Genomic DNA, 23,380 nt, shown 5'->3' on the forward strand with positions numbered 1-23,380 from the left:
CGAGCTAGGACAGGGCGGCGCACCCGCCTGTGACGCCCGCGCGGAAGATTTTGCATCCCGCTGACCGGCGGCGCCCAGGCGCACACAGGCGCCACGAGATCCCGCTAAAGGGGGGCATACGGGTGCAGGTCACATCACGCCTCCCCTTACAGTGAGGAACGCATGCAGTGAGCTGAGGAGTACGTGTTGCACGAGAAGCTGTCGTCGATCTACGACAACGTCCTTCGCCGCAACCCCGGTGAGACGGAGTTCCACCAGGCTGTGCGCGAGGTGCTCGAGAGCATCGGCCCGGTCCTCGGGAAGCACCCCGAATACGCCGAGTCGAAGATCATAGAGCGTATCTGCGAGCCCGAGCGGCAGATCATCTTCCGGGTGCCGTGGGCCGACGACCGTGGCGAGGTGCAGATCAACCGCGGCTTCCGGGTGGAGTTCAACGGCGCTCTGGGGCCGTACAAAGGTGGGCTGCGCTTCCACCCGTCGGTCTACCTCGGGATCGTCAAGTTCCTGGGGTTCGAGCAGATCTTCAAGAACAGCCTGACGGGCCTGCCGATCGGCGGCGGCAAGGGCGGCTCCGACTTCGATCCGAAGGGCCGTTCCGACCGCGAGGTCATGCGCTTCTGCCAGAGCTTCATGACGGAGCTCTACCGGCACATCGGCGAGTACACCGACGTGCCCGCCGGTGACATCGGCGTCGGCGGGCGGGAGATCGGCTACCTGTTCGGCCAGTACAAGCGCATCACCAACCGCTACGAGTCGGGCGTCATCACCGGCAAGGGCCTGGCGTACGGCGGCGCGCAGGTCCGCACGGAGGCCACCGGTTACGGGTGCGCGTTCTTCGTGGACGAGATGCTGAAGGCGCGCGGCACGTCGTTCGACGGCCGGCGGGTCACGGTGTCCGGCTCCGGCAACGTGGCCGTCTACACCATCGAGAAGATCGAGCAGCTCGGCGGCCGGGTCGTCGCGTGCTCCGACTCCTCCGGCTACGTCCTCGACGAGAAGGGCATCGACCTGGACCTGCTCAAGCAGATCAAGCAGGTCGAGCGCGGCCGCCTGAACGTGTACGCCGAGCGCCGCGGCCACAACGCCACCTTCGTGGCGGGCCGCAGCGTGTGGGAGGTGCCGTGCGAGGTGGCGATGCCGTCCGCCACGCAGAACGAGATCACCGGCCGCGACGCCGCCGTCATGGTCGGCAACGGCTGCATCGCGGTCGGCGAGGGCGCGAACATGCCCACCACGCCGGAGGGCATCAAGGTGTTCCTGGATGCGGGCGTGGCCTTCGGGCCGGGCAAGGCCGCCAACGCGGGCGGCGTGGCGACCAGCGCGCTGGAGATGCAGCAGAACGCCAGCCGCGACTCGTGGACGTTCGAGTTCTCCGAGCACCGGCTCGAGGAGATCATGCGCGACATCCACGACCGCTGCCTGCGGACCGCCGACGAGTACGGCATGCCGGGCGACTACGTGGCCGGGGCCAACATCGACGGGTTCCGGCGGGTCGCCGACGCGATGCTGGCCCTCGGCCTGATCTGAGCCCGCCCCCCTTCGAACGCCGCCTTCGAGAGCCGGAAGGCCCGCCCGGCGGGGCGCGGGTCAGGCGAAGAGCCGGTGCGGGTGCATGCCGTCCACCAGCCCCAGCTCGGGCGGGTGGATGCTGTACCCCAGCATGCGGCGTGTCCTGGCGCTCAGCTGCCTGGCCACGTCCCTGCCCGGGGACAGGAGGAACGCCTCCCTCGTGCGCAGCCAGGGCTCGCAGTAGTGCGTGGTGACGGTCATGTGCGGCTGCCCCCGCTGCGGGGGCCGGGCGTGCCACAGCGTGCCGAGGATCAGGGTGCAGGAGCCCGTCGGGGGCGCCAGCGCCACGCCCGCCGTGGCGGGCCGGTGTCCGGCCCAGCGGTGGCTGCCCGGCCACACCGTGAGCGTGGTGCCCGGATCGAGGGTCCAGAGCGCCGCCACGGACAGGGCGGGGCGCGGACGGGGCAAAGGGTAGTGCCGGTCGTCGTACGCGGGCGCGCGGGCGGGGGCGCCGGGTCGCACCTCGACGACCTCCAGCTGCGAGAGCAGGAAATTGGGCAGCAGCAGCCGGTCGACGAGCGCGAGCACGCGGGGGTGGTCGATGAGGGGGTCCACGGCGCGCGTGTTGTGGAGCACGCCGTACACGCGGTGGGTGTGGCGCGAGCGGAACGGGTCGCGGCCGGCGGGCCTGAGCAGCGGGGCGAGCTCCTCGCGGATGCGGCGGCAGCCGGCCGGGCTCAGCAGGTCGCGCATGACGAGGTGGCCGTCGCGGTGCAGCGCGGACATCGCCCCCTCACCGGTCACGACGCCTCCACACGTACGGCGCCGAGCGCGGCGGTGCTGAACTCCCAGATCTCCTGGAGCACGGCGGCCCGGTCGGGGCGCGGGTCCTGGTCGAGCACGACCGACAGGATGGAACGTATCCCCCCGACGACGGCGGCGGACATGAGGCCCGGGTCGCGACCCGGGGTGACGGCGCCTTCGGCCTGGCCGGCGGCGACGTGCTCGGCGCCGAGGGCGATGACCCGCCGGGCGCAGCGGGCCTCCATCGCGGCCACCTGGGCGTCGCCGACCATGCGGCCGAGCACGACGGGCGCGAGAGGCTCGTCGTACACCCAGTCGACCCACTGGGTGAGCTGGGCGCGCCAGCGTTCGAGCCAGGTGGCGCCGTCGAAGTGGGCGAGCACGGTCTCGGTCACGAGGCGTTCGTAGAAGTCGGCGAGCAGGGCGCTCATCAGGCCGCTGCGGGTGCCGAAGTAGCGGTAGGGCAGGCCGGTGCTGAGCCCGGCGCGGCGGGCGGCGGCCGCGACCTCGACGTCGCCGGTCTCGATGAGCTCGGCGGCGGCGGCCTCGAGGATGCGACGGCGGGTGGTCGCGGCGCGTTCGGTCAGGGGCTCCACGCTCCAAGGTTAGTTGAGTTCAACTCAACTCACCAGGCCCCCGGACCCGGCCATGGCGCGCCCATGGAGCTCAGGGTTTCCTGGCGACACCGCAGACGGCGCTCACCACGGCGGGCAGGGCGTCCCGCCGGTCCGGATCGGGCCGCCACTCGGGCGTCGGCACCACTCCGGGAGGCAGCGGTTCGAGGCCGTCGAAGAAACCCGCGATCCGCTCCGGGCTGCGCAACTGGTAGGTGTTGGCGGCGGTCCTGTTGTAGCCGGCGACGGCCTCCACCAGGGCGGGATTGGTGTTGCGGGGTCGCGCACGTCGGCGTCGACGTAGTCGGTGGCGCCCTCGGGGGCGCTGGTGAGCAGCTCGCGGGCGTGCACCAGCACGATCGGGTCCTCCCGGTCGACGGGGAAATGGTCCGTACCGCCCAGCAGGAAGTTCCACACCCGCGCGGAGTGCGGGACGGTGGTGTCGACACAGGCCCGGCCCGGCGTGGCGTCGTCGTGGTCCGTCATGGCGCCCCTGTCCAGAGGTTCGTGGACGGTTCGGACGCTACATCACCCGCGGCGAATCCCCGGTTCGTACGCCTCCCCGTTACATTGGAGCTGTGTTCGACGACGAGCACGGCCTGGCGATGAGCGGGGCGAGCGCCGCCGCGGCGCGGCACTACGACCGGGCCGTCCACGAGCTGCTGCACCTCCGGGCAGAGGTCGCCGCGGAGACGAAGGCGGCGCTGGCCGACTCCCCCGCCTTCCCGATGGGCAACGTCCTGTCGGCCTACCTGGGGCTGCTCACCACCGAGGCCGGCGACGCGCGCAAGGCCCGGGCGCGGTTCGGGGCGTTCCGCCGCGCGGTCGAGGAGGCGTCGCTGCTCCCCCGCGAGCGCGCGCACGTGGCCGCCGTGCAGGCGCTGCTCGACGGCGACTTCCTGCGGTGCGGCACGCTGCTGGCCTGGATCACCGTGGAGCACCCGCGCGACGCCCTGGCGCTGGTGGCAGGCCACCAGATCGACTTCTTCACCGGCGACGCACGCTCGCTGCGCGACCGCGTCGGCGGCGCGCTGAACACCTGGCGCCCGGACGACCGGCACTTCGGGCACGTCCTGGGCATGTACGCCTTCGGCCTGGAAGAGGCGGGCCACTACGACCGGTCGGAGGAGGTGGGGTTGCGCGCGGTCGAGCTCAACCCGCGCGACGTGTGGGGCATCCACGCGGTGGCGCACACGTACGAGATGCAGGGCCGCTTCGGCCGCGGCCTGCGCTATCTCGACGCGCGGCTGCCCGACTGGTTTACCGGCACGTTCTTCAACGTCCACACCTGGTGGCACTACTGCCTGTACGCGCTGGAGTCCGGCGATGTGGCACGGGTGCTGGAGATCTACGACGCGGTGCTGGCGGACGGGCAGTCGTGCATGGAGCTGCTCGACGCCGCCGCCCTGCTCTGGCGCCTCCACCTGGAGGGCTCGGAGCAGCACGTACGCTGGTCCGCGCTGGCCGACGCCTGGCCGCCGCGGGTGGCGGAGCCGTTCTACGCGTTCAACGACATGCACGCGGTCATGGCGTACGTCGGCGCCGGCCGCATCGGCGACGCCGAGCGGCTGATCGCGGGGCGGGAGGCGTACTTGCGGGAGCCGCGTCCCGGCGTCACCAACCACACCATGACGCTGCAGGTCGGGTTGCCGGTGTGCCGGGCCATCGTGGCGTTCGGGCGGGGCGACCACGCCTCGGTGGTGGAGCTGCTCTATCCCATCAGGCATCGGGTCAACGAGTTCGGGGGCAGCCACGCGCAGCGGGACGCCGTGCAGAAGACGCTGCTGGAGGCGGCCCTGCGGGCGGGGCTTCGTGACGTCGCGCGGGCGCTGGTGAGCGAGCGGATCAACGTGCGGCCGTGCAGCCCGTACAACTGGCTCAAGCAGGCGGCGCTCGCCGACCACCTCGGCGACCGCGCCGCCGCCGCGACCGCCCGGCTCCGCGCAGGCGACCTCGCCAGGACCGGCGGCCGCACGTGACCGCGTGCTGATCCTCCAGGTACGCGAGCACCGCGCACACTGGCCCTGAGCACGGGCCCCGAGCGCCTTCGGGCCGGCGCCGAGACCGCGGCGGGCCGCAACTGTCGGAACCGGCCGCTAGTGTTCCGGTCATGGACCCGCAACTCACCCTGATGATCGTGCACGCCCACCCCGACGACGAGTGCCTGAGCACCGGCGGCATCCTGGCCCGCTACGCCGACGAAGGCATCCGCACCGTCCTGGTCACCTGCACCAACGGCGAGCAGGGCGACGCCGAGGGTGGCGTCAAGCCGGGCGAGGCCGGGCACGACGACGCCGCCGTCGCCGAGCGACGGCTCGCCGAGCTGCGCGAGTCGGTCACCCACTTGGGCGTCGACCACCTGGAGCTGCTCGGCTACCGCGACTCGGGCATGGACGGATGGGAGGGCAACGGCCACGCCGACGCGTTCGCCAACGTGCCGGTCGAGGTGGCGGCCGCCAAGCTGGGCGCGCTGATGGAACGCTACCGGCCGCAGGTAGTGGTGACCTACGACGAGACCGGCGGCGGCGGTTACGGCCATCCCGACCACGTCCAGGCGCACCGCGTCACGGTCGCGGCCGTCGAGGCGACCGGCATCCCCGAGAAGTTCTACTACACGGCCATGCCCCGCGCCGAGATGAGAAAGATGTTCGAGCTGCTGCGTGAGCACGGCGTCGAGCTCGGCTTCGAGCCGTCCGGCGACTTCGGCACCCCTGACGAGCGGGTCACCACCCTCGTCGACGTCAGCCCCTACACCGAGCGCAAGCTCAAGGCGCTCAAGGCGCACGAGAGCCAGGGGGAGAACATCTTCGTGCTGGACATGCCTGAGCACATCCAGCAGCAGGCGTTCTCCCAGGAGGCCTTCGAGCGCAAGCTGTGCAAGGTCGACGCCCCCGCCCGCGAGGAAGACCTCTTCGCCGGCCTGCGCGCCACATGACCCAGGCCGGAGGTGGCCGGATCATGTCGAAGCGGACGTCCCAGGGCCCAGCCGGGTCGGCCGCTTCGACGTCATCGCGGGGCGGCGGTGGTGAGGTGGTGGGACCAGGGTGGATTGGCGCCTGCCACTGAGCACGTCAGGGCCGCCACCCGGGTGGCGAAGCCGGCCGCCGCCACCGCCGTCTCGAGGTCCAGATCGTCGAGACGCCCGCCCAGGTGGCCCTGGGCGTCCAAGGCGTGCAGCAGGCCGGCGGTGAAGGCGTCGCCGGCGCCGACCGTGTCCACCACGTCCACCTCCGGCGCCCGCACGCCCGCCCGCTCGCCGTCCACCGACACCAGCGCGCCCGCCGCACCCCTGGTGACGACGATCAGGCGGGCGCCGGCGGCGTGCCAGGTGTCGCAGGCGCGCTCCATCGACGTGCCGGGCAGCAGGAGGTCCAGGTCGTCGTCGCTGAGCTTGAGGATGTCGGTCCACTCGCACCAGCGGGTGACCTGATAGTCGTCTCTGGTGGCGAAGCTGGGACGCACATTCGGGTCGATCGAGATCGTCGCATGCCCGGCGGCGGAGCTCGCGAACTCCTCGACCGCCTCCCGTCCCGGCTTTCCGACCAGCGCCATCGAGCCGGTGTGCAGGCACCTGAAGGGGCCCACGCGCCGCGCGTCCAGCTCGTGCGGCCGCCACTGCCAGTCCGCTGCACCGTCGGTGTAGAACGTGAAGGCCGCCCGCCCGTGCGGGTCGAGAGCGGCGACGGAGAGCGTGCTCGGCTCCTCGGCTTCGACGCACGCCGACAGGTCCACGCCGGAGGCGGTGAAGCGGTCGCGGAACATCTCGCCGAACACGTCACGCGAGAGGCGGCCCAGGAACCGGGTGGGAGTGCCGAGCCTGGCCAGCGCCACCGCCGTGTTCGCCGGCCCTCCACCCGGCAGCACCCGCAGCGCCAGCCCCTCCGTCTCCTCGCCGGGCCGCACCTCACCACCGACCGGCCGACCGCCCTCACCTGACGGCCCATCACCGACAGGCCGGCCGCCCTTGCTCGGCACCTCGCCACCGACCGGCCGGCCGCCCTCGCGCGGCGGCCCACCGCCGAGTCGCGATGCGCCGTTGTCGACCCGGGTGGGCGGGTCGCCGGCGGGTGGTGAAGGGTCGGCGGGCGTGGTGGGGGCGGGCCCGCTGGGCGCGGCCGGGTGGCGCGTGGTGAAGCTGTCGGCGACGCACTCGCCCAGGACGGCGATCATCGGACCTGCCTCTCTGGCATGTTGCCGATTCGTTACGGCAGCAGGGCATTGACGTTTCCAGGATCGGAGTCCATCATCGCAGCACGAAGATGTCAACGTTGACATATGTCAACGATGACATCGGATCCCCCCTGATAGGACAGCGCCATGAATGCAAAGCTATCGGCCGGCCTCCTCGTCACCGCGCTTCTCGTCACCGGCTGCGGTGGCAGCGGCGGGGGAAGCGACTCCGCCGCCCCCAAGGTAGGACTGATCACCAAGACCGAGACCAACCCGTTCTTCGTCAAGATGAAGGAGGGCGCGCAGAAGGCGGCCCAGGCCGGCGGCATGGAGCTGATGAGCGCGGCGGGCAAGTTCGACGGCGACAACGCCGCCCAGATCACCGCCATCGAGAACATGGTCGCCGCCGGCGTGAAGGGCATCCTCATCACCCCGAGCGACACCAAGGCCATCGTCCCGGCGATCAAGAAGGCGCGCGACGCGGGCGTGCTCGTCATCGCCCTCGACACCCCCACGGAGCCGCAGGAGGCCACCGACGCGCTGTTCGCCACCGACAATCTCAAGGCGGGCGAGCTGATCGGCCAGTACGCCAAGGCCGCCATGGCCGGCGAACCCGCCAAGATAGCCACTCTTGACCTCGCCCCAGGCATCACGGTCGGCAAGCTGAGGCACGACGGCTTCCTGAAGGGGTTCGGCATCCAGGAGGGCGACCCGTCGATCGTCTGCTCCCAGGACACCAGGGGCGACCAGGCCAAGGGCCAGACCGCGATGGAGAACTGCCTGCAGAAGGCTCCCGACATCAACCTCGTCTACACCATCAACGAGCCCGCCGCGCTGGGCGCGTACACGGCGTTGAAGGCCAAGGGCCGTGAGAAGGAGGTGCTGATCGTCTCGGTGGACGGCGGCTGCACCGGCGTCAAGGCCGTACAGTCCGGGCAGATCGCCGCGACCAGCCAGCAGTACCCGCTCAAGATGGCCGAGGACGGCGTCAAGGCGGTGGCCTCGTACGCCAAGGGCGGCCAGAAGCCCTCCGGCTACACCGACACCGGCGTCACCCTGATCACCGACAGGGCGGCCGACGGCGTCGAGGCCGAGGACACCGCCTTCGGCCTGGCGAACTGCTGGGGCTGATCGTGGCCGTGATGGAAGCGTCGCTGCCGCGGCGCCTGATCAGCACCCCCGTCGCGGGCCCGCTCGCCGCGCTCCTGCTGGCCTGCCTGTACTTCGGCCTGAACACCGACCAGTTCTTCACCGGGACGAACTTCTCACTGATCATCCAGCAGGTCATGGTGGTCGGCACGCTGGCCATCGGGCAGACCCTGATCATCCTCACCGCGGGCATCGACCTGGCCAACGGCGCGATCATGGCGTTCGGCGGCATCGTGATGACGAAGCTGGCGGTGGACAGCGGCCTGCCCGCGCTGCTCGCGGTCGCCGCCGGGCTCGTGGTCTGCGCCGGGTTCGGGCTGGTCAACGGGCTGCTGGTGACGCGGATCTCGCTGCCGCCGTTCATCGTGACGCTCGGCATGCTGAACGTGGCGTTCGCGCTCACCCACATCTACTCCGGCGAGCAGACCGTCACGGACCTGCCGCCGCTGCTCACGTTCCTCGGGCAGACGTTCCAGGTCGGCCAGACGAACGTCACCTACGGCTCGCTGCTGACGATCCTGCTGTTCCTGCTGTTCGCGTACCTGCTGGGCTCGACCGCGTGGGGCCGGCACGTGTACGCGCTGGGCAACAACCCCGAGGTGGCCCGGCTGACCGGCATCAGGACGCGGCGGCTGACCGTGGGCGTCTACACGCTGGCCGGCCTCGTGTACGGCATCGCGGCCCTGCTGCTCGTCTCGCGTACCGGCGTGGGCGACCCGCAGGCCGGCCAGACCGACAACCTCGACAGCATCACGGCGGTCGTGCTCGGCGGCACCAGCCTGTTCGGCGGCCGGGGCATGGTGCTGGGCACCCTGGTCGGAGCCCTCATCGTGGGGGTGTTCAGGAACGGCCTGCAGCTGATGGGCGTACCGTCGATCTACCAGACCCTCATCACGGGCATCCTGGTGATCCTCGCCGTCGCCGTCGACCAGCTCTCCCGCAGGAGGACCCGATGACCACACCCGTGCTCCAGGCGCGCGGCCTGGTCAAGAAGTACGGCCACGTGACCGCGCTCGACGGCGCCGACTTCGACCTGATGCCCGGCGAGGTGCTCGCCGTCATCGGCGACAACGGCGCCGGCAAGACGAGCCTGATCAAGGCGCTGACGGGCGCGCTGCAGCCGGATTCCGGCGAGATCCTGCTCGACGGGAAGCCGGTGCGGTTCCGCGACCCGCTCGACGCCCGCAGGCACGGCATCGAGACCGTCTACCAGGACCTCGCGGTCGCGGCCTCGCTGGACATCGCGACGAACATGTTCCTCGGCAGGGAGCTGCGGAAGCCGGGCATCCTCGGCCGCGTCTTCCGGATGCTCGACAAGAAGCGCATGCGCGAGGAGTCGGCCAAGCACATGGCCGAGCTCAAGATCGGGCTGCGCTCGCTCACCCAGCCGGTCGAGTCGCTGTCGGGCGGGCAGCGGCAGGGCGTGGCCGTGGCGAGGGCGGTGGCGTGGGCCACGAACGTCGTGGTGATGGACGAGCCCACGGCGGCGCTCGGGGTCAAGGAGTCCGGCCAGGTGCTCGACCTGATCAGGCAGGTCCGCGACCGCGGCACGCCGGTGGTGCTGATCAGCCACAACATGCCGCACGTGTTCGAGATCGCCGACCGCGTCCACATCCAGCGCCTGGGCCGCAGGGTCGCCGAGATCGTTCCCGGCGACCACAGCATGGCCGAGGTGGTCGCCATCATGACGGGCGCCATCCAGATGTCGGAGGGCAAGTCCGTGGTGACCGACAAGGACGCGGCGGAGGCGATCGGGCTGTCGTGACACGTTCCCGTACAAGCGCTCCGCCGGGCCGGGCTGTTGTGATGCGCCCCCGTACCCGGTCTGCCGCTGTGACGGGCCACTAGCATGGGCGGGATGCGGCGTCCGACGATGACAGATGTGGCGCGCGAGGTCGGCGTCACCGCCAAGACCGTCTCGCGGGTGCTCAACGACGACGGCCCGGTCGCCGTCGAGACCCGTGAGCGCGTCATGGCGGCCGTCAGGAAGCTGGGCTACCAGCCCAACCTGATGGCCCGCAACATGCGGGTGGGCGCGCGTGACGCCGCGATCGGCCTGATCATCCCCGAGATGGGCAACCCGTTCTTCGGCACGGTCGCGGGCGGCGTCGAGAGCGCCGTCAGGGCCCGCGGGCTGACGCTCATCGTCGGCTCGTCGAGCGAGACGGCCGCCCTGGAGCAGTCGCTGATCGCGGCGTTCCTGGCCCGCAGGGTGAGCGCCCTCATGATCGTCCCGTCGGCCACCAGCGAGCACCGCGGGCTGCGCGGCGAGCGGGTGGCCGGGCTGCCGATCGTCTTCCTCGACCGCCCGGCGGTGGGCCTGACCGCCGACAGCGTGGTCAGCGCCAACCGGGAGGGCTCGCGGGCCGGCGTCGCCCATCTGATCGCGTACGGCCACCGCCGCATCGGCTTCGTGGGCGACCTGCCGGCCTCCCTCTACACCCGACGCGAACGTTTCCAGGGCTACCGCGACGCGCTGGAGCGGGCAGGGCTGCCGTTCGACCGCTCCCTGGTGGAGACCGGGCACGACCAGGATGCCGCGGCCCGGGCCACCCTGCGGCTGCTGGCGCTGAGCGACCCGCCGACGGCGTTGTTCGCGGCCAACAACCTCGCGTCGATGGGCGCGGTGGTGGCGCTGGCCCGGGCGCGGCGCACCGACGTCGCGCTCGTCGGGTTCGACGACCTGCCGCTGGCCGAGGTCCTCGACCCGCCGCTGACGGTAGTGGCCCAGGATCCGGCGGGGATGGGGGCCGCGGCGGCGGAGCTGGTGTTGTCGCGGCTGGACGGCGACCGCTCCAAGGCCCGCAGGCAGGTGGTGCCCACCCGGCTGATCGTCCGCGGCTCCGGCGAGCTCACTCCAGCCCCTTGACCGGCCGGCCCCGGGCGAGCCGCTCCTCCCCCGCGCGGGCAGGAGCGGCTCGCCGGTCTCAGCGCCTGACCGTGAACCGCCCCGACAGCGGCCCGAGCTCGACGGTGTACGTGCCGCGCTCGCCGCGCCGTACGTCGAACGAGATCCGCTCGCTCCGGCCGGGCCGCAGCGAGACGGTCCGCCGCTGGTCCTCCTGACCGTTCACGTGCAGCACAGCCGCGTACTCGCCGGCCCGCTCGCCCACGTTCTTCACCCGGGCCCGCACCCGTACGCGCCCGGACCGGGAGTTCTCCGGGGTGATCTCCAGGTCGCTCAGCGCGAACAGCGGCTCGGGGCCGGGGGCCAGGTCGTGCACGAACACGTCGGAGCGGTGGTTGGTGTCGCCTTCGACGAGGTTGGCCGCGGAGCTCTCGAAGGCCACGAACCTGCCGTCGTCGCTGATCGACGCCAGGTCGGACCCGCCGTCGCCCTCGGCTCCCTTGGGCGCCAGGGAGATCTTCCTGCTGGTGCCCGCCGCTACGTCACGCACGAACACGTCGTTCGACCTGTTCGTGTCGCCTTCGACGATGTCGTCGGCGAGGCTGTGGAAGGCGACCAGGCGCCCGTCGGCGCTCAGCGACGGCGCGAACGACATGTTGGAGGCCTCGCCTCCGTCCTTGTTGGCCGACACCAGCCTGGAGGTGCCGGTCGCCAGCTCCTGGACGTAGATCTGGCCGAGTCCGACGCCGTTGGTGAAGGCCAGCACCTTGCCGTCGGCGCTGAGCACCGGGGACCTGGTGTCGGTCTCCGGGTGCGGGACCACGACCAGCTTGAGCACGCCGGTTTCGCGGTCGAGGACGAAGGCGTCCGTCCGGCCGTTGCCGTCGCCCGGCACGAGGCCGTCCGCGTCGCTCTGGAACGCCACGAAACGGCCGTCGGCGCTGATGGACGGCTCGCGGGACTGGTCGGCCGCCTGTGAGCCGTCCTGGGCGACGGAGATCCGCTCGGTGGTGGCGGCCTGCCGGTCGCGCAGGAACACGTCGGCGCGGCCGTTGGTGTCGCCGGGCACGAGGTTGGTCGCGTCGCTGACGAAGACGGCGAGCCGGCCGTCCGCCGAGAACGCGGGCGCACCGGAGATCCCGTCGCCCTGCACGCCGTCGGACGACACGGAGATCCGCTCCGTCGCCCTCTTCTGCCGGTCGTGCACGAAGGCGTCGGTCTGGCCGTTCGTGTCGCCGGGCACCAGGTTGGCCGCCCCGCTGTTGAAGCCGACGTACCTCCCGTCGTGGTTGACCGTCGGCGAGAGCGAGAACGAGTCGCCCACGCCGCCGCCGGTCGGCACCGAGACCCGCTCGGTCGTCCGGGTCCGCAGGTCGGTGGCGAAGATGTCCAGCTCGCCGTTGGTGTCCTCGTCGCTGACGAGGTTGGAGGCGAAGCTGGCGAACACTACGACGTTCCCGTCGCCGCTCAGCTCCGGCCACCACGCCTCGTGGTTGCCCTGGCGACCGTCGGGCCCCAGCGACACGCGCTCGGTGTCCGGCCGCCGCGGAAGGGTCAGGTCGGCGGTGTTCCTGCCTCTGCCGACACTCGCCTGTACGGGCTCCGACCTCGAGATGCCGGCGGCGTTCGCCGAGACGCGGTAGCCGTCGCCGAAGGGGACGTCCTTGACGGTGTAGCGGCCGTTCCTGTCGGTCGTCGCCGACAGGTCGTCGGGCACGCCGAGCACCGTCACCGTGGCGCCGGGCACCGTCGAGCCGGTCGGCCCGTACACCACCCGGCCGGAGAGCGTGCCCCAGCGCGTCCGCTCCAGCTCGAAGCGCTCGCCGGTGAGCCGGCCGGCCCGTACGCGGACGGTCTCGGTGCTGGTCTCGTAGCCGAACCTGGACAGCGTCAGCTCGTGCCTGCCCTCGGGCAGCCGCAGCTCGAAGCTCCCGTCCTCGCCGGTCTGGACGCTGCGCCCGTCCGCCCTGGCCACCTTCACGCCGGCCAGCGGCTCGCGGGTGCGCTCGTCGGTGACGACGCCGCGCACGCCGCTTTCGAGCGCGGCCTCCGCGACGGCGGCGTAGGCGTCGATCCGGCCGGCGCCGACGCGGGGGTTCGGGCGCGGGCCGTAACGGTCGTCGGAGACGGACGTGCCGGTCAGGATCTCCAGCGCGGCGTCCGCGGTCAGGCCGGGACGGGCCTCCATCATCAGGGCGACGGTGCCGGACACGTGCGGGGTGGCCATCGAGGTGCCGTTGAGCGCCCTGTACGCGCCGCCGGGCATGGACGACAACACGTCGACGCCCGGCGCGGACAGGTCGGGCACGACGTACGAGTCCGGCCACTCCGGAGGCGCGGCGAACCAGTCGGTCTTCCTGACCACGCCGCCGCAGGAGAAGGCGGGCACGTCGTCGTTGACGTCGGTCGCGCCCACGGCCACGGACTCGTACACGTTGCCCGGGCTGCTCGACTGGCCGGGCGGGCAGTCGTTGCCGATGGCGAAGGAGGGGAACGCGCCGGCGTAGGCGATGTTCCTGGCCGGCTGGATCATCTCGTCGGCGTAGCCCACGCCGCCCAGCGACATGCTGACGATGTCGGCCGGCTCGCCCGCCTTGACGCCGTCGGCCGTGAACGGCGCGATCGCCCACTGCATGCCGGCGATCACCTGGGCGAAGGTGCCCTGGCCGCCGGGGATGACCAGGGCGCCCATCAGCGTGACGCCGGGCGCGACGCCGATCCGGGTGCCGGAGGCGTTCCCGCCCGCGATCGTGCCCGCCACGTGCGTGCCGTGGAAGCTGCTGTCGTGCGGCTGCGAGGCCACCGGCTTGCCGTCGGGGCCGAACTCGATCCAGCCGCCCGGGTGCTCGGGGTCCGAGGGGTCGGCGGTGGCGAGCTTGCCCTGGAGGTCGGGGTGGGTGATGTCGATGCCGGTGTCGAGCACGGCCACGCGCACGCCCTTGCCGGAGAGTCCGCGCTCGTCGCTCGCCCTGTCGGCGCCGATCTTGGCGATGCCCCACGTGGTGGCGCCGGCCGCCTTGGGGGTGGCGCCCTCCTCGGGCTCGGGCGCGGTCAGCGTGAAGTTGGGGATGATGCGCTCGACCGTCTCGAGCTCCGCCAGGGCGTTCAGGGTGCCTTGCGTGGCCCGTACGAGGACCATGTTCTTCAGCCAGAAGGTGTTGACCACCTGGTCGCCGCGTGAGGTGACGAGCCGGATCACGGGGTCCTGGGTGGCCTCGGCGCTCCTCGCCAGCGTGTCCCGCGCCTCGGCGCGGGACGCCGGCGCCGAGGCCGGGGTGAGCGGGGTGCGCAGCACGACGGCGGCTTCCACACGGGCGCCGTCGCTCTTCAGCTGCGCGGTCAGCTTCTGGTCGATCTTCGGCGCGGCCTCCGGCTTCGCGGCACGGATGTCCGCCGCGGCCGGGCCCGCCGTCAGCGTGCCGAGCAGGACGGCCGGTAACAGCGCGGTGAGCAGGCGTCGTCTGGCGGATCGGCGGAGGGATGGCGGCATGACGCTCCTTCGGTGCTGTGGCCACGAGGGCCGATGGTGCACCTGGAACGCTGACATGTACCGATATTTCCTGACAAGATCGCGTTGCGGCGAATATCAGCCATATGACGTGATTACGACACTCAACCGGAGGAGCGGCGTGCTCGAGGCCATCGGACTCAGGCCCCAGGACGAGGAGGTGTACGACGCCCTGGTCCGCCGGACGCAGGCGACGGTGACCGAGATCGTCAGCGACTGCCACCTGCCCGCCACGGCCGCGCGGCGCATCCTGCACTCACTGGTGGAGCTCGGGCTGGCCACCCGCTCGGTCGGCCGGCCCACCCGCTACGTCGCGGTCTCGCCCGACAGCAGTCTGGAGGCCATCCTGCGCGAGCACGAACGCGAGTTGGACGGCGTGCGCGCGCACATCAGGTCGCTGATGGACGTTTACCGTGCCGGCACGCGCTTCGCCCACCCCGGCGAGCTGATCGAGGTGGTCTCGGGCCGCGACGAGGTCAACCACCGGTGGGTGCAGATGCAGCAGGACACGCGGGCGCAGATGCGCGGGTTCGACCGGCCGCCGTACGCCGCTCCGCAGCAGCACACCGAGTCGAACCCGATCGAGCTCAACCTGCTCCGGCGCGGTGTGAGATATCGCGTCATCTACGACACCAGCGTGCTGGATCTGCCCGGCTGGCTGGAGGACGTGACGGCCGGAATGCGGCACGGGGAACAGGCCAGGATCTCCGCCGGCCTGCCGATGAAGCTGGCCATCTCCGACGACCGGCTCGCCATCATCCCGCTGCTGCGGGCCGGCGACGACGCGGTCACGGCGTCGTACCTGATCCACCCGTCACCATTGCTGGACGCTCTGGTGGCGTTGTTCGAGGCGCTGTGGGAGCGCAGCGTGCCCGTCCGGATGACGGCGGGGGACGGGGAGTTGTCCGACGACGAGGAACGGCTGCTCACGCTCCTGGCGTCGGGCGCGACGGACCGCGCGGCCAGCCGCGCGCTGGGATGGAGCGAGCGAACGGTGCAGCGGCACATCACGAAGCTGATGCGGCGGCTGGGCGCGCGAACCCGCTTTCAGGTGGCGATGGAGGCGACCCGGCGCGGCTGGATCTGAACCGTTCGGGTGATGTGCCGGCGAAGCCGAGAGCCGCTCCCCTCGGCAGCCGGGAGCGCGTCAATGGTCGCGAGGATGTTCCGCGCCTGGCGGCGGCACCTGGAGAGCCGCCAGGCGCGCCGGCGCGGGGGCAGTGACCGAGAACCACACGACCTTGCCGCCGTCGGCCGCCCGCACTCCCCAGTCGTCGGCGATCGCCGCGACGATCCGCAGGCCCCGGCCCGACGGCGCGTCGGGCCCTGGCGAGCGCGGGCGCGGCACGCCGTCGCCGGGGTCGAACACCTCACCGTAGACGCGGCCGTCGCGGTCCTCCAGCCGGAGCGCGTACGCCGACCCGCCGTACAGGACGGCGTTGGTGACGAGTTCGCTGACGATGATGAGGCAGTCGTCGATCAGGTCGTCGTGGCCCCATGCGGCCAGGTCCGCGCGGACCAGGGCGCGCGCCTCTCCGACGCCGGCCGGCACCGAGGGCAGCAGGTGCTCCGCCGTCCGGATCGGCGTCGCGGGCGGGGACCCGTGGCGGAGGGGCATGCTCATCACATCTCTCGGCTTTTGGGAGCGCTCCCACACTACGGTAAGCTCTTTCTGCACGGATGGGAATCCGTGACGGCACACATTGTTGCCATTCCGTGTCCAGCCCGGATCCCGCTCGTGCGGTGACGGTCATTCGGCGGGCAGCGTACGGTAGCCGTTCCAGACGAACCGGGCCGTGGTCACCGCGTCGTCGCCGTCTCCCGTGATGAGCTGGTGGATCGCGATCCCGTCCAGTTCCCGATATTCGCACCACTCGTGGTCGGACGTGAGCACCAGGTCCAGCCCCAGGTCGACCAGCAGGTCGAACACCTGTCCCCGGTTGGTCCTGTCGACCCCCACGAACACCTCGTCGAGCAGGATGAAGCGCGGGCACCCCGGATCGGTCTGGTAGTGCGCGGCCACGGCGGCGAACAGCGGCAGGTGCAGGGCGATGGCCTTCTCCCCGCCGGACAGCGCCCCGTGCAGCTTCCTGGTCAGATCCTGCCAGCCCTGCCCGTCGCCCCGCTCGAGCCTGACCACGAAACGGTGCCAGGAGGTGTAGTCGAGAACCTTCATGAGCTGGTCCTCCCAGCTCGCCGACGAGTTGTCGGCCCGCGCCTCCTCCACGCGGTCCCTGAAGAAGACGTAGAGGGCCTCCTTGTCGGCCTCACTCAGCCCGGCGGGATCGCGCAGCAGCAGGTCGCGGGCGCCGCGGGTGCCGGGCGACTGCGCGGGATCGACCTGCCACACCAGCCGCACGGCCACCCGCGAGGCGGTGCGGACACGTTCGAGGCGCTGGTTCATGCCCTCGACCAGCGCACTCGCCTGCCTGATGCGGTCGGCCATGTGCCGGCGCGTGTCGCCGGCCAGCGTCTGGTCGAAGAGGTCGCGCTCCGCCTCGGTGATGTCGGAGCGCCGCTCGTCGCGCTCCTTGCGCAGGGCCGCGCTGAGAGCCGCGGCCCCCGCCCGCACGCCGCTCACGGTGGCGGTCAGCATCTGCACGTCGTCGTCGGGCGCCAGCTCCAGGTCGGCCCGGCCGGCGAGGACCTCCCTGGCGTGGTGGAAGGCGTCCTGCAGCCGCGCCTCCGCCTCCCTGACGTTCTTCTGCTCGTACGGAACGGCCGCCAGCTGCTCGGCGACGGCCCTGGCCGACTCCAGCACCGCCCTGGCCCCGGCGCCCGCGGGCGGCTCGGCCGTCACCCGCGCGTCCGCCGGCAGGTGCCCGGCCGCGAGCCTCCGGAACCGTTCGCACACCTCGTCGCGCGTCCGTCCCGTCTCGGCGTGCTTCTCCTCCGCCGTGCCGAGCTCTCCTCGGAGCCGGCCGAGCCTGGCGTTGAGCCGGGCCAGGCTCTCGTTGACCGACTTGATGAGCCGGCGGCAGGCCTGGTAGGCGGCCTGGGTCTCCTGGAGTTGTTCGAGCATCTGGTGGTGCTCGGCGCCGACGGCGGACTCGACGGCGGTCAGCTTCTCCGCCAGGACGACGGCGGCGGACGCGGCCTGCTCGGCGCGTTCGACGGCCGCCACGGCCAGGGCCTGGTATTCGCGGGCGGTCTCGCGCGCGTGCCCCGCGCGTTCCCTGGCGGTGCGGGCGGCGGCGCGCCGGTCGTGCCAGACGGTGCCGGTCATCTCCGCGGCGCGCAGGGCCTCTTCCAGGTTGTCGAGCGCGGGCGCGCCCGTGGGCAGCGCGTGGCCCGCGGCCAGCTCGGTGAGCCGCCGCAGCGACGTGGCGACGTCCCGCTCGCGCTCGTGCAGGCGCTGCTCGCAGGCGTGGAGCCGGTCTTCGAGCAACGCGACGCCTCGTACCGCGCCGTCGAGCTGCTGGACCGCCTCGGCGTACGGTGTCCTGTCGGGCCTGCGCCGCAACTCGGCGGCGAGCGTGTCGCGGTCGCCCTCGACGACGGCGAGCAGGTGGTCGCACTCGGCGATCGTGCCCGCGAGCTCGCCGAGCCGGTCGTCCAGCTCGGCGATGCGGCGGCGCCTGGCCCGCTCTCGGGCGGTGGCGCCGATGTAGGAGGGCTCGGGCTTGACCCAGCGGCCCGCAGCGAGGCCGAGCCGCCAGGTGCCGTCGGCGCCGATGACCGCCGGATGGTCGACGCCGATCGCGCTGGGCGCGAACGCGATGCCGGACAGCACGGTGTCGGCGGGCACCGGCGAGTCCGCCTCCGTGAACAGCACGTGGGCGAGGCTGTAGCCGGGCGCGGGCTTGGCCAGCGAGGCCACGGCGAAGGCGTCGTGCTCGCCCGCGTCGAACCCGCCGTCGGGCAGCAGCCACAGGTCGAGCAGGCCGGCCGCTTCGAGCGCGGCCTCCACGCCCGCCTGGGCGACCGGGTCGAGCCCCGACCTGAACGCCACGGCCCGCCACAGCGGCGCGCCAGGGCGGCCCTGCCGGCTCGCGGTACGGGTGGGCGGGGCGGGCGGCGCCAGGACGGTCTGGTCGTTGAGGCGTTCGCGCTCCTTGGTCAGATCGGCGCGCTCGGCGACCAGCCGGTCGCGCAGCCCCGTCAGGTGCTGCTCGCGGGCGGCGTAGCGGACGGCCGCGGCGGTGCGGGCGGCGCCGACCAGCTCGTCCGCCTGCTCGAACCGGTCGGCGAGGTCGGCCACCTCGCCGGGGTCGAGCTTGAGCTGGGTGCAGCCGCCGGCCCATTCGGCCAGGGCCGTGGCCAGGTCGCGGGCCCGCTCGTCGCGCAGGCGCTCGGCCTGGTCGAGGGCGGCCCCGGCGGCGGCGAGGTCGTCCCCGGCGCCGTCGCGGTCCTGCTCGGCGGTGGCGCGGCGGTCGATCGCCTCGTGGTGTTCCGCGGCCCCCGCCCTGACCTCCCTGATCTGGGCGGCCCTGCTGGACACGGCGGCACGCAGCAGCTCCCGCGCCCTGCGCACGTCCTCCTCGCCGTCCGGCCCGCCCGGCGGAGCGCCGGCCGCCTCGCCGTCGGGCCCGTCCCCGAGCTTCGCGCGGGCGTCGTGGGCGGCGGCGCGTGCGCTCTCCTCGTGGACGCCGAGCAAGCCGGCGCGTTCGGCCGCCCTGCGGGCCTCGCCCCTGGCACGGCCGGCCAGCGCGGCGGCCGTGCGGGCGCCGTCCTGGGCCAGGGCGGCCGCCTCCTCCTTGGCGGAGGAGGCGCGGGCCGCCGCTCCGGCCTGGTCGCGCAGCCGGGCCGCCGTCTCGTGCGCGGCCTGCGCCTCCGTACGCAGCCGGTGCAGCTCGCCACCGGCCTGGTACGCCTCGCTCTCCTTGAGCCCTTCGATCTGGGCGGCCAGCGCCAGCTCCTGCGACTCCTCCTCCGCCAGCCGTACGGTGGCGGCGGCCAGCTCGTCCTCGGCCCCCTTGAGCGCCTCCCGCCTGGCCCGGACGTCGGCGGCCAGCGAGTCCAGCGTCTGACCGGCGGACGTCACAGCCGCGGCGGCGGCCCGCAGGACGCGCTGGGCGTACCCGCGCTGGCGGGCGGCCAGCCGGTCGGCCTCCTCCACGTCGCGGTCGAGCAGCCGCAGCTCCTCGCGCTGCCGGTCGAGCCGCTCGAAGCCCTCCGCGATCTCGTGGATCTCGCCCTCGCCGAGCGGCGGCAGCGCGCTGGACAGCAGCTCCGACAGCAGCCCGGGGTCGAGGCGTTCGGACAGCTTGGGGGTGCGGAGCTGGCGCAGGGCGGTGAGCAACGAGTCGTAGCGCTGCTCGTTGAGCCCTCGGTAGAGGGTCTGGCGCACGACGGCCCGGTAGGCGTCGGCGGATTCGTGCACCGTGCCCGACGTGCCGAGCTCCTCGGCGAGCTGGGCCTTGGTCAGCGGCTGGCCGCTCTCGCCGCTGAGCCGGATGCCGTCGGGGGTGCCGACGCGGGACTCGGTCGTGAAGTAGGCGGCGGTGACGTTCTTGGTGTGGACGGTGGCCTGGAGCCGGGCGCCGCAGGTGAACCAGCGTCCGCCGGAGTGCCGGAACTCGATCCACACGTAGCCGACCCGGGTGGCGCCGGCGGCGCCGTCGCCCATGAGGTTCCAGTGCATGGTCCGTTCGGTGCCGCCGAACGTCGACAGCCTGCTCGGCTTGAGGCTGGCGTCGAGCAGGTACGGCAGCAGCAGCTCCAGGACCTTGGACTTGCCGCTGCCGTTGGGCCCGCGCAGCAGCAGCCGCCCCCGGTGGAACTCGAACACCTCGTCGTAGTAGCGCCACACGTTCAGGATCCCCGCGCGTACGGGAACCCAGCGGTCCTCCCCGGCCTGCGCGGTGCGCGAGGGCGCGAGCTCGGTGACTGTCATGCATCCTCCTGGAGGGCCGTGCCGCGGTCGACCCGGTAGCGGGCCGCGGCGGGCAGGGCGGCGACCCGGTCACCCGTGCGGCGGGCCAGCCCGAACATCGTGAGCACCTCCAGCGCGTCGGCGGCCAGCCGCGCCCCGCCACCGTCGGACTGGTACGCCTTCGCCCACTGCGGGAAACGGCGCAGCAGCCCGCCCGCCTCGGCGTGGAGCCGCCGGGCGGTGATGGGCCCGGCCGAGACGAGCAGGTCGAGCAGCAGCAGGGCGGCCACCTTGGCGTGGCTGCCGTCGTCGGGGAACCGGGTGTCGGTGGCGGTGCCGTCGGGGTCGATGAGCAGGAACCCCTCGGCGCGCTCCTCGAGCACGAAGCCGGCCTCCTCGGCGGCGCGGCGCAGGATCCGGCGGCCGGTGAGCGAGGCGGCGTAGCCGGACTCGGCGGAGGTCAGGTCGGCGCGGTAGACGACGGGCTCGTCGAGCAGCCGGCGGATGAGCGAGTGGCGGGCCCTGAGGGTGCGCTGGGTCTCGGTCGGCTCGTCGGCGCCGTAGCGGGCCTCGGCGCCGAGCGCCGCGGTGAGCTCGGCGAGCGTGGCGGAGCCCGTATCCCCGGCAGCGATCCTCGACGGCGGAACGGGCGTGGCGAGCAGCCTGATCACGCGGGTGGTGTCGACCCGGTAGAGCACCTTGGCGTCCTCGTCGTCCAGGTAGGAGTCGGTCGCGCCGTCCATGACGGTGATCGCGCCAAGGTGTTCGAGCAGCTTGAGCGCGTCGACGAGGGCGGCCCGCTCGGCCGCCTTGACCGGGTCGAACACGGGCACGTCCGGCTCGACGGCGGCCGCCTGCACGACCCGCTGGGCGAGCATGCCGATCGTGGTGACCGGCGAGGTGAGCAGCTCGGCCGCGCACAGGCAGAACAGGGTGTAGCGGCGGCGGTCGAAGGGCGCCCTGGTGGCGCGGCGGCGGCGGGCGGGCCGGGTGGCGCTCGGCTCGGTCCTGACCTTGACCAGGCGGGCGTAGCCCTGGCGCGGCTCCACGACCAGCCGCCAGCCGCAGAAGTAGTCGAACCACTGGATGAGCGGCTGGCGGCGTTTCCTGATCAGGTCGAAGGCGGCGGGGTCGCTCTGCCGGGACACGAGCGGCCGGCCGAGCAGGGTCCTGATCGCCCGCGCGATCTCCTCCTTCTCGGCCCTGACGAGCTGGTTGGCGAGGCTGCTCATGCGCCCACCCGGTGCTCGCCGGCCGGCCCGGCAGCCGGCCCGGCGACCGACACGGCGGCGGGCACGGCGGCGGGCACGGCGGCGGGCACGGCGGCGCGGGAGTCGCCGAGCGCGCGTACGTCGATGAGGTAGTCGGGACCGCGGAACCACCCTTCGGAGGTGCGCAGCACCGCGACGGCCCCGTCGCCGGGCGTCCTGAGCACGATCTCGACGCGCCCGTCGGAGGTGACGGCCCGCCGGAGGCCGGTCGCGTCGGGGCGTTCGGCGAGGGCCCGGCCGAGCAGGTCGAGCAGCCGCCCGAACGCCTCGTGGTCCAGCTCCCCCAGCCGCGACAGCCGCATCGCCCCTGCGGTGGCCAGCGCCGCCCATGCGGCCTCCAGCTCGGCGCGCTCCTTCTCGGCCCGCGACCGGCGCCCGGCCCGCAGCTCGGCCACGTCGCGGACCCTGCCCGTGCGGCCCATCCGCTCGGTGCGCCCGCGCGAGCGCAGCAGCGCCGACACCTCCACGGGCTCGGCCTCCGACCAGGGGACCCCGGAGGGGATCAGCTCGGCGTCGGGGTGCCCGAGGTGGGCGTGCCGGGCGGAGCCGAGCCCGAACGCCGCGTCCCACAGCCGGTGCGCGTCGTGCTCGGCGGGCGCGGTGGCGAACCAGCGGGCCAGCGTACGGAAGTCGGCGGCGGCGCTGGAGGAGCGGCGGCGGGAGTCGGTGATCCGGTCGAGCACCTGCAACAGCGCCACGATCGCCTGTCTGGCCACGTCCTGCAGCTGCCGCACCCGCGGCACGACCCGCTCCCCGGCCCTGCGGTCGCCCCTGTTACCGGCCCTGTCGCCGGCCCTGTCGCCGGCCCTGTCGGCAGCGCTGTCGCCGGCGCCGTCGTGGTGGGCGAACCATGACCGCAGCCCCTCCCACCTGGCCGCCCGCGCCGCCAGCCACGGGGTGGCGTGGTCGGTGCCGGGCGCCTTCGGCAGGTCGGCGCCGTCGAGCGCCCGTGCGTGCAGCACGCCGACGCCGTGCTCCTCGACCCTCTCCAGGGCGGCGGCGATGGCCTCGCCGTGCTGCTCCAGGTTGGTGGCGAACTCCTGCAGATAGGTCACCATGGCGGACTTGACCTCGTGGAACGTGGCGAGATCGGCGCCTTCGAGGCGCAGCAGCCGCTGCAGCTCGCCGTTGAACTGCCTGGTGTCGGTGCGCAGCGCGTCGAGATGCCCCTCCAGCTCCCGCAGGCAGGTGAAGATGCGCCGGTTGTGCCGCGGATCGGGGTCGCGCAGCAGGACCTCCAGCTCCCCCAGCCGCTCGGCGATGGCGTCGAGCACCGCGGTCTGCAACGCGCCTGCCGAGGCCAGCGTCGCCGTCGCGTGCCGCAGCCCGGCGAGCGCCGCCTCCCCGCGCTTGGTCAGCGCATAGTGCAGGTTCCTGCGCTCGTACTCCTCGGCGGTCGCGAAGCCGCCGGCGTGGTTGAAGATCACGTCGAGCAGCCCCCAGCCGGCCAGCTGCTTGAGCGTGCCGGACAGGTCGTGGTCGGCGACCGGGGCGTACCATCCGGCCGATCGCAGCCGCTCGCGCACCTCTTCCGAGGTCAGCGCCGTCTCGAGCCGCTCGGCGGCCTCGCCGAAGGCGCAGAGGACGGCGGTGTTCAGGTCGGCCCGCTCGGTGGTGGTGAACCGGAACACCTCCGGCGGCACCCGTGGCAACTCCGCCATCGCCCCGCTCCCCTCCCGCGACACACCCGCA

Annotated in this window: 16 protein-coding genes and 1 pseudogene; 8 read left to right on the forward strand and 9 right to left on the reverse strand. The window is 72.9% G+C overall.

Features of this window, described 5'->3' with window-relative positions; genetic code table 11:
* Positions 1 to 183 precede the first annotated feature (183 nt).
* A complete protein-coding gene (gene gdhA, locus ABGB01_RS20445) occupies positions 184 to 1,527 on the forward strand; it encodes an NADP-specific glutamate dehydrogenase (RefSeq protein WP_347775135.1) in 1,344 nt (447 codons plus the stop codon).
* A gap of 60 nt (positions 1,528 to 1,587) precedes the next feature.
* On the opposite strand, the gene ABGB01_RS20450 is transcribed toward gdhA, so the two are convergent.
* The 3 genes and pseudogenes from ABGB01_RS20450 to ABGB01_RS20460 form a co-directional block, all read right to left on the reverse strand.
* The gene (locus ABGB01_RS20450; protein WP_347775136.1) at positions 1,588 to 2,313 is read right to left on the reverse strand and encodes a phytanoyl-CoA dioxygenase family protein; all 726 of its coding nucleotides are present in this window, start codon (positions 2,311 to 2,313) and stop codon (positions 1,588 to 1,590) included.
* Positions 2,310 to 2,909, reverse strand: coding sequence for a TetR/AcrR family transcriptional regulator (locus tag ABGB01_RS20455; RefSeq protein WP_347775137.1), 600 nt, complete (start codon positions 2,907 to 2,909; stop codon positions 2,310 to 2,312). The genes ABGB01_RS20450 and ABGB01_RS20455 overlap by 4 nt, the downstream gene beginning before the upstream one ends.
* 70 nt (positions 2,910 to 2,979) lie before the next feature.
* Positions 2,980 to 3,413: pseudogene (locus ABGB01_RS20460) on the reverse strand (SAM-dependent methyltransferase).
* A gap of 92 nt (positions 3,414 to 3,505) precedes the next feature.
* Between ABGB01_RS20460 and ABGB01_RS20465 the strand changes: the two are divergent.
* Complete coding sequence (locus ABGB01_RS20465; protein ID WP_347775138.1) at positions 3,506 to 4,906, forward strand: tetratricopeptide repeat protein; 1,401 nt, start codon at positions 3,506 to 3,508, stop codon at positions 4,904 to 4,906.
* Positions 4,907 to 5,037: 131 nt separating this feature from the next.
* Positions 5,038 to 5,862, forward strand: a complete 825-nt coding sequence (locus tag ABGB01_RS20470; protein WP_347775139.1) for a PIG-L family deacetylase — start codon at positions 5,038 to 5,040, stop codon at positions 5,860 to 5,862.
* 71 nt (positions 5,863 to 5,933) lie between these two features.
* Here ABGB01_RS20470 and ABGB01_RS20475 read toward each other — a convergent pair whose 3' ends face one another.
* A complete protein-coding gene (locus tag ABGB01_RS20475; RefSeq protein WP_347775140.1) occupies positions 5,934 to 7,097 on the reverse strand; it encodes a carbohydrate kinase in 1,164 nt (387 codons plus the stop codon).
* Between the two features lie 147 nt (positions 7,098 to 7,244).
* On the opposite strand from ABGB01_RS20475, the gene ABGB01_RS20480 reads away from it, so the two are divergent.
* From ABGB01_RS20480 to ABGB01_RS20495, 4 genes are all read left to right on the forward strand, one after another.
* Positions 7,245 to 8,228: a sugar ABC transporter substrate-binding protein gene (locus ABGB01_RS20480; RefSeq protein ID WP_347775141.1), complete on the forward strand. Its 984-nt coding sequence runs from the start codon at positions 7,245 to 7,247 to the stop codon at positions 8,226 to 8,228.
* An 11-nt stretch (positions 8,229 to 8,239) separates the two neighbouring features.
* A complete protein-coding gene (locus tag ABGB01_RS20485; protein ID WP_347775142.1) occupies positions 8,240 to 9,202 on the forward strand; it encodes an ABC transporter permease in 963 nt (320 codons plus the stop codon).
* Positions 9,199 to 10,011: an ATP-binding cassette domain-containing protein gene (locus ABGB01_RS20490; protein ID WP_132606027.1), complete on the forward strand. Its 813-nt coding sequence runs from the start codon at positions 9,199 to 9,201 to the stop codon at positions 10,009 to 10,011. The genes ABGB01_RS20485 and ABGB01_RS20490 overlap by 4 nt, the downstream gene beginning before the upstream one ends.
* A gap of 93 nt (positions 10,012 to 10,104) precedes the next feature.
* Positions 10,105 to 11,115, forward strand: a complete 1,011-nt coding sequence (locus ABGB01_RS20495) for a LacI family DNA-binding transcriptional regulator (protein WP_347775143.1) — start codon at positions 10,105 to 10,107, stop codon at positions 11,113 to 11,115.
* Between the two features lie 58 nt (positions 11,116 to 11,173).
* Here the strand turns inward: ABGB01_RS20495 and ABGB01_RS20500 are convergent, their stop codons facing one another.
* Positions 11,174 to 14,584 carry a S8 family serine peptidase gene (locus tag ABGB01_RS20500; protein WP_347775144.1) on the reverse strand — a complete coding sequence of 1,137 codons (3,411 nt, stop codon included), beginning with the start codon at positions 14,582 to 14,584 and terminating at the stop codon, positions 11,174 to 11,176.
* A 139-nt stretch (positions 14,585 to 14,723) separates the two neighbouring features.
* Here ABGB01_RS20500 and ABGB01_RS20505 point away from each other — a divergent pair, with 139 nt between their 5' ends.
* Positions 14,724 to 15,689: a helix-turn-helix domain-containing protein gene (locus tag ABGB01_RS20505; RefSeq protein ID WP_347775145.1), complete on the forward strand. Its 966-nt coding sequence runs from the start codon at positions 14,724 to 14,726 to the stop codon at positions 15,687 to 15,689.
* A gap of 60 nt (positions 15,690 to 15,749) precedes the next feature.
* Here ABGB01_RS20505 and ABGB01_RS20510 read toward each other — a convergent pair whose 3' ends face one another.
* The 4 genes from ABGB01_RS20510 to ABGB01_RS20525 form a co-directional block, all read right to left on the reverse strand.
* Positions 15,750 to 16,226 carry an ATP-binding protein gene (locus ABGB01_RS20510; protein ID WP_347775146.1) on the reverse strand — a complete coding sequence of 159 codons (477 nt, stop codon included), beginning with the start codon at positions 16,224 to 16,226 and terminating at the stop codon, positions 15,750 to 15,752.
* Positions 16,227 to 16,352: 126 nt separating this feature from the next.
* Entirely contained in the window at positions 16,353 to 20,438 is a 4,086-nt protein-coding gene (locus ABGB01_RS20515) for a TIGR02680 family protein (protein WP_347775147.1), read from the reverse strand.
* Positions 20,435 to 21,649 carry a TIGR02678 family protein gene (locus ABGB01_RS20520; protein ID WP_347775148.1) on the reverse strand — a complete coding sequence of 405 codons (1,215 nt, stop codon included), beginning with the start codon at positions 21,647 to 21,649 and terminating at the stop codon, positions 20,435 to 20,437. The genes ABGB01_RS20515 and ABGB01_RS20520 overlap by 4 nt, the downstream gene beginning before the upstream one ends.
* Positions 21,646 to 23,349, reverse strand: coding sequence for a TIGR02677 family protein (locus ABGB01_RS20525; protein WP_347775149.1), 1,704 nt, complete (start codon positions 23,347 to 23,349; stop codon positions 21,646 to 21,648). Before ABGB01_RS20525 ends, ABGB01_RS20520 begins: the two co-directional genes overlap by 4 nt.
* Positions 23,350 to 23,380: the final 31 nt, after the last annotated feature.

The sequence above is a fragment of the Nonomuraea sp. B5E05 genome (assembly GCF_039880665.1).
Lineage (GTDB): Bacteria > Actinomycetota > Actinomycetes > Streptosporangiales > Streptosporangiaceae > Nonomuraea.

What these genes read in the sequence shown, in the direction of transcription:
- ABGB01_RS20470 (WP_347775139.1), top strand. Translation starts at nt 5,038, where the DNA reads ATGGACCCGCAACTCACCCTGATGATCGTGCACGCCCACCCCGACGAC.
- ABGB01_RS20475 (WP_347775140.1), bottom strand. Translation starts at nt 7,097, where the DNA reads ATGATCGCCGTCCTGGGCGAGTGCGTCGCCGACAGCTTCACCACGCGC.
- ABGB01_RS20480 (WP_347775141.1), top strand. Translation starts at nt 7,245, where the DNA reads ATGAATGCAAAGCTATCGGCCGGCCTCCTCGTCACCGCGCTTCTCGTC.
- ABGB01_RS20485 (WP_347775142.1), top strand. Translation starts at nt 8,240, where the DNA reads ATGGAAGCGTCGCTGCCGCGGCGCCTGATCAGCACCCCCGTCGCGGGC.
- ABGB01_RS20490 (WP_132606027.1), top strand. Translation starts at nt 9,199, where the DNA reads ATGACCACACCCGTGCTCCAGGCGCGCGGCCTGGTCAAGAAGTACGGC.
- ABGB01_RS20495 (WP_347775143.1), top strand. Translation starts at nt 10,105, where the DNA reads ATGCGGCGTCCGACGATGACAGATGTGGCGCGCGAGGTCGGCGTCACC.
- ABGB01_RS20500 (WP_347775144.1), bottom strand. Translation starts at nt 14,584, where the DNA reads ATGCCGCCATCCCTCCGCCGATCCGCCAGACGACGCCTGCTCACCGCG.
- ABGB01_RS20510 (WP_347775146.1), bottom strand. Translation starts at nt 16,226, where the DNA reads ATGAGCATGCCCCTCCGCCACGGGTCCCCGCCCGCGACGCCGATCCGG.
- ABGB01_RS20515 (WP_347775147.1), bottom strand. Translation starts at nt 20,438, where the DNA reads ATGACAGTCACCGAGCTCGCGCCCTCGCGCACCGCGCAGGCCGGGGAG.
- ABGB01_RS20520 (WP_347775148.1), bottom strand. Translation starts at nt 21,649, where the DNA reads ATGAGCAGCCTCGCCAACCAGCTCGTCAGGGCCGAGAAGGAGGAGATC.
- ABGB01_RS20525 (WP_347775149.1), bottom strand. Translation starts at nt 23,349, where the DNA reads ATGGCGGAGTTGCCACGGGTGCCGCCGGAGGTGTTCCGGTTCACCACC.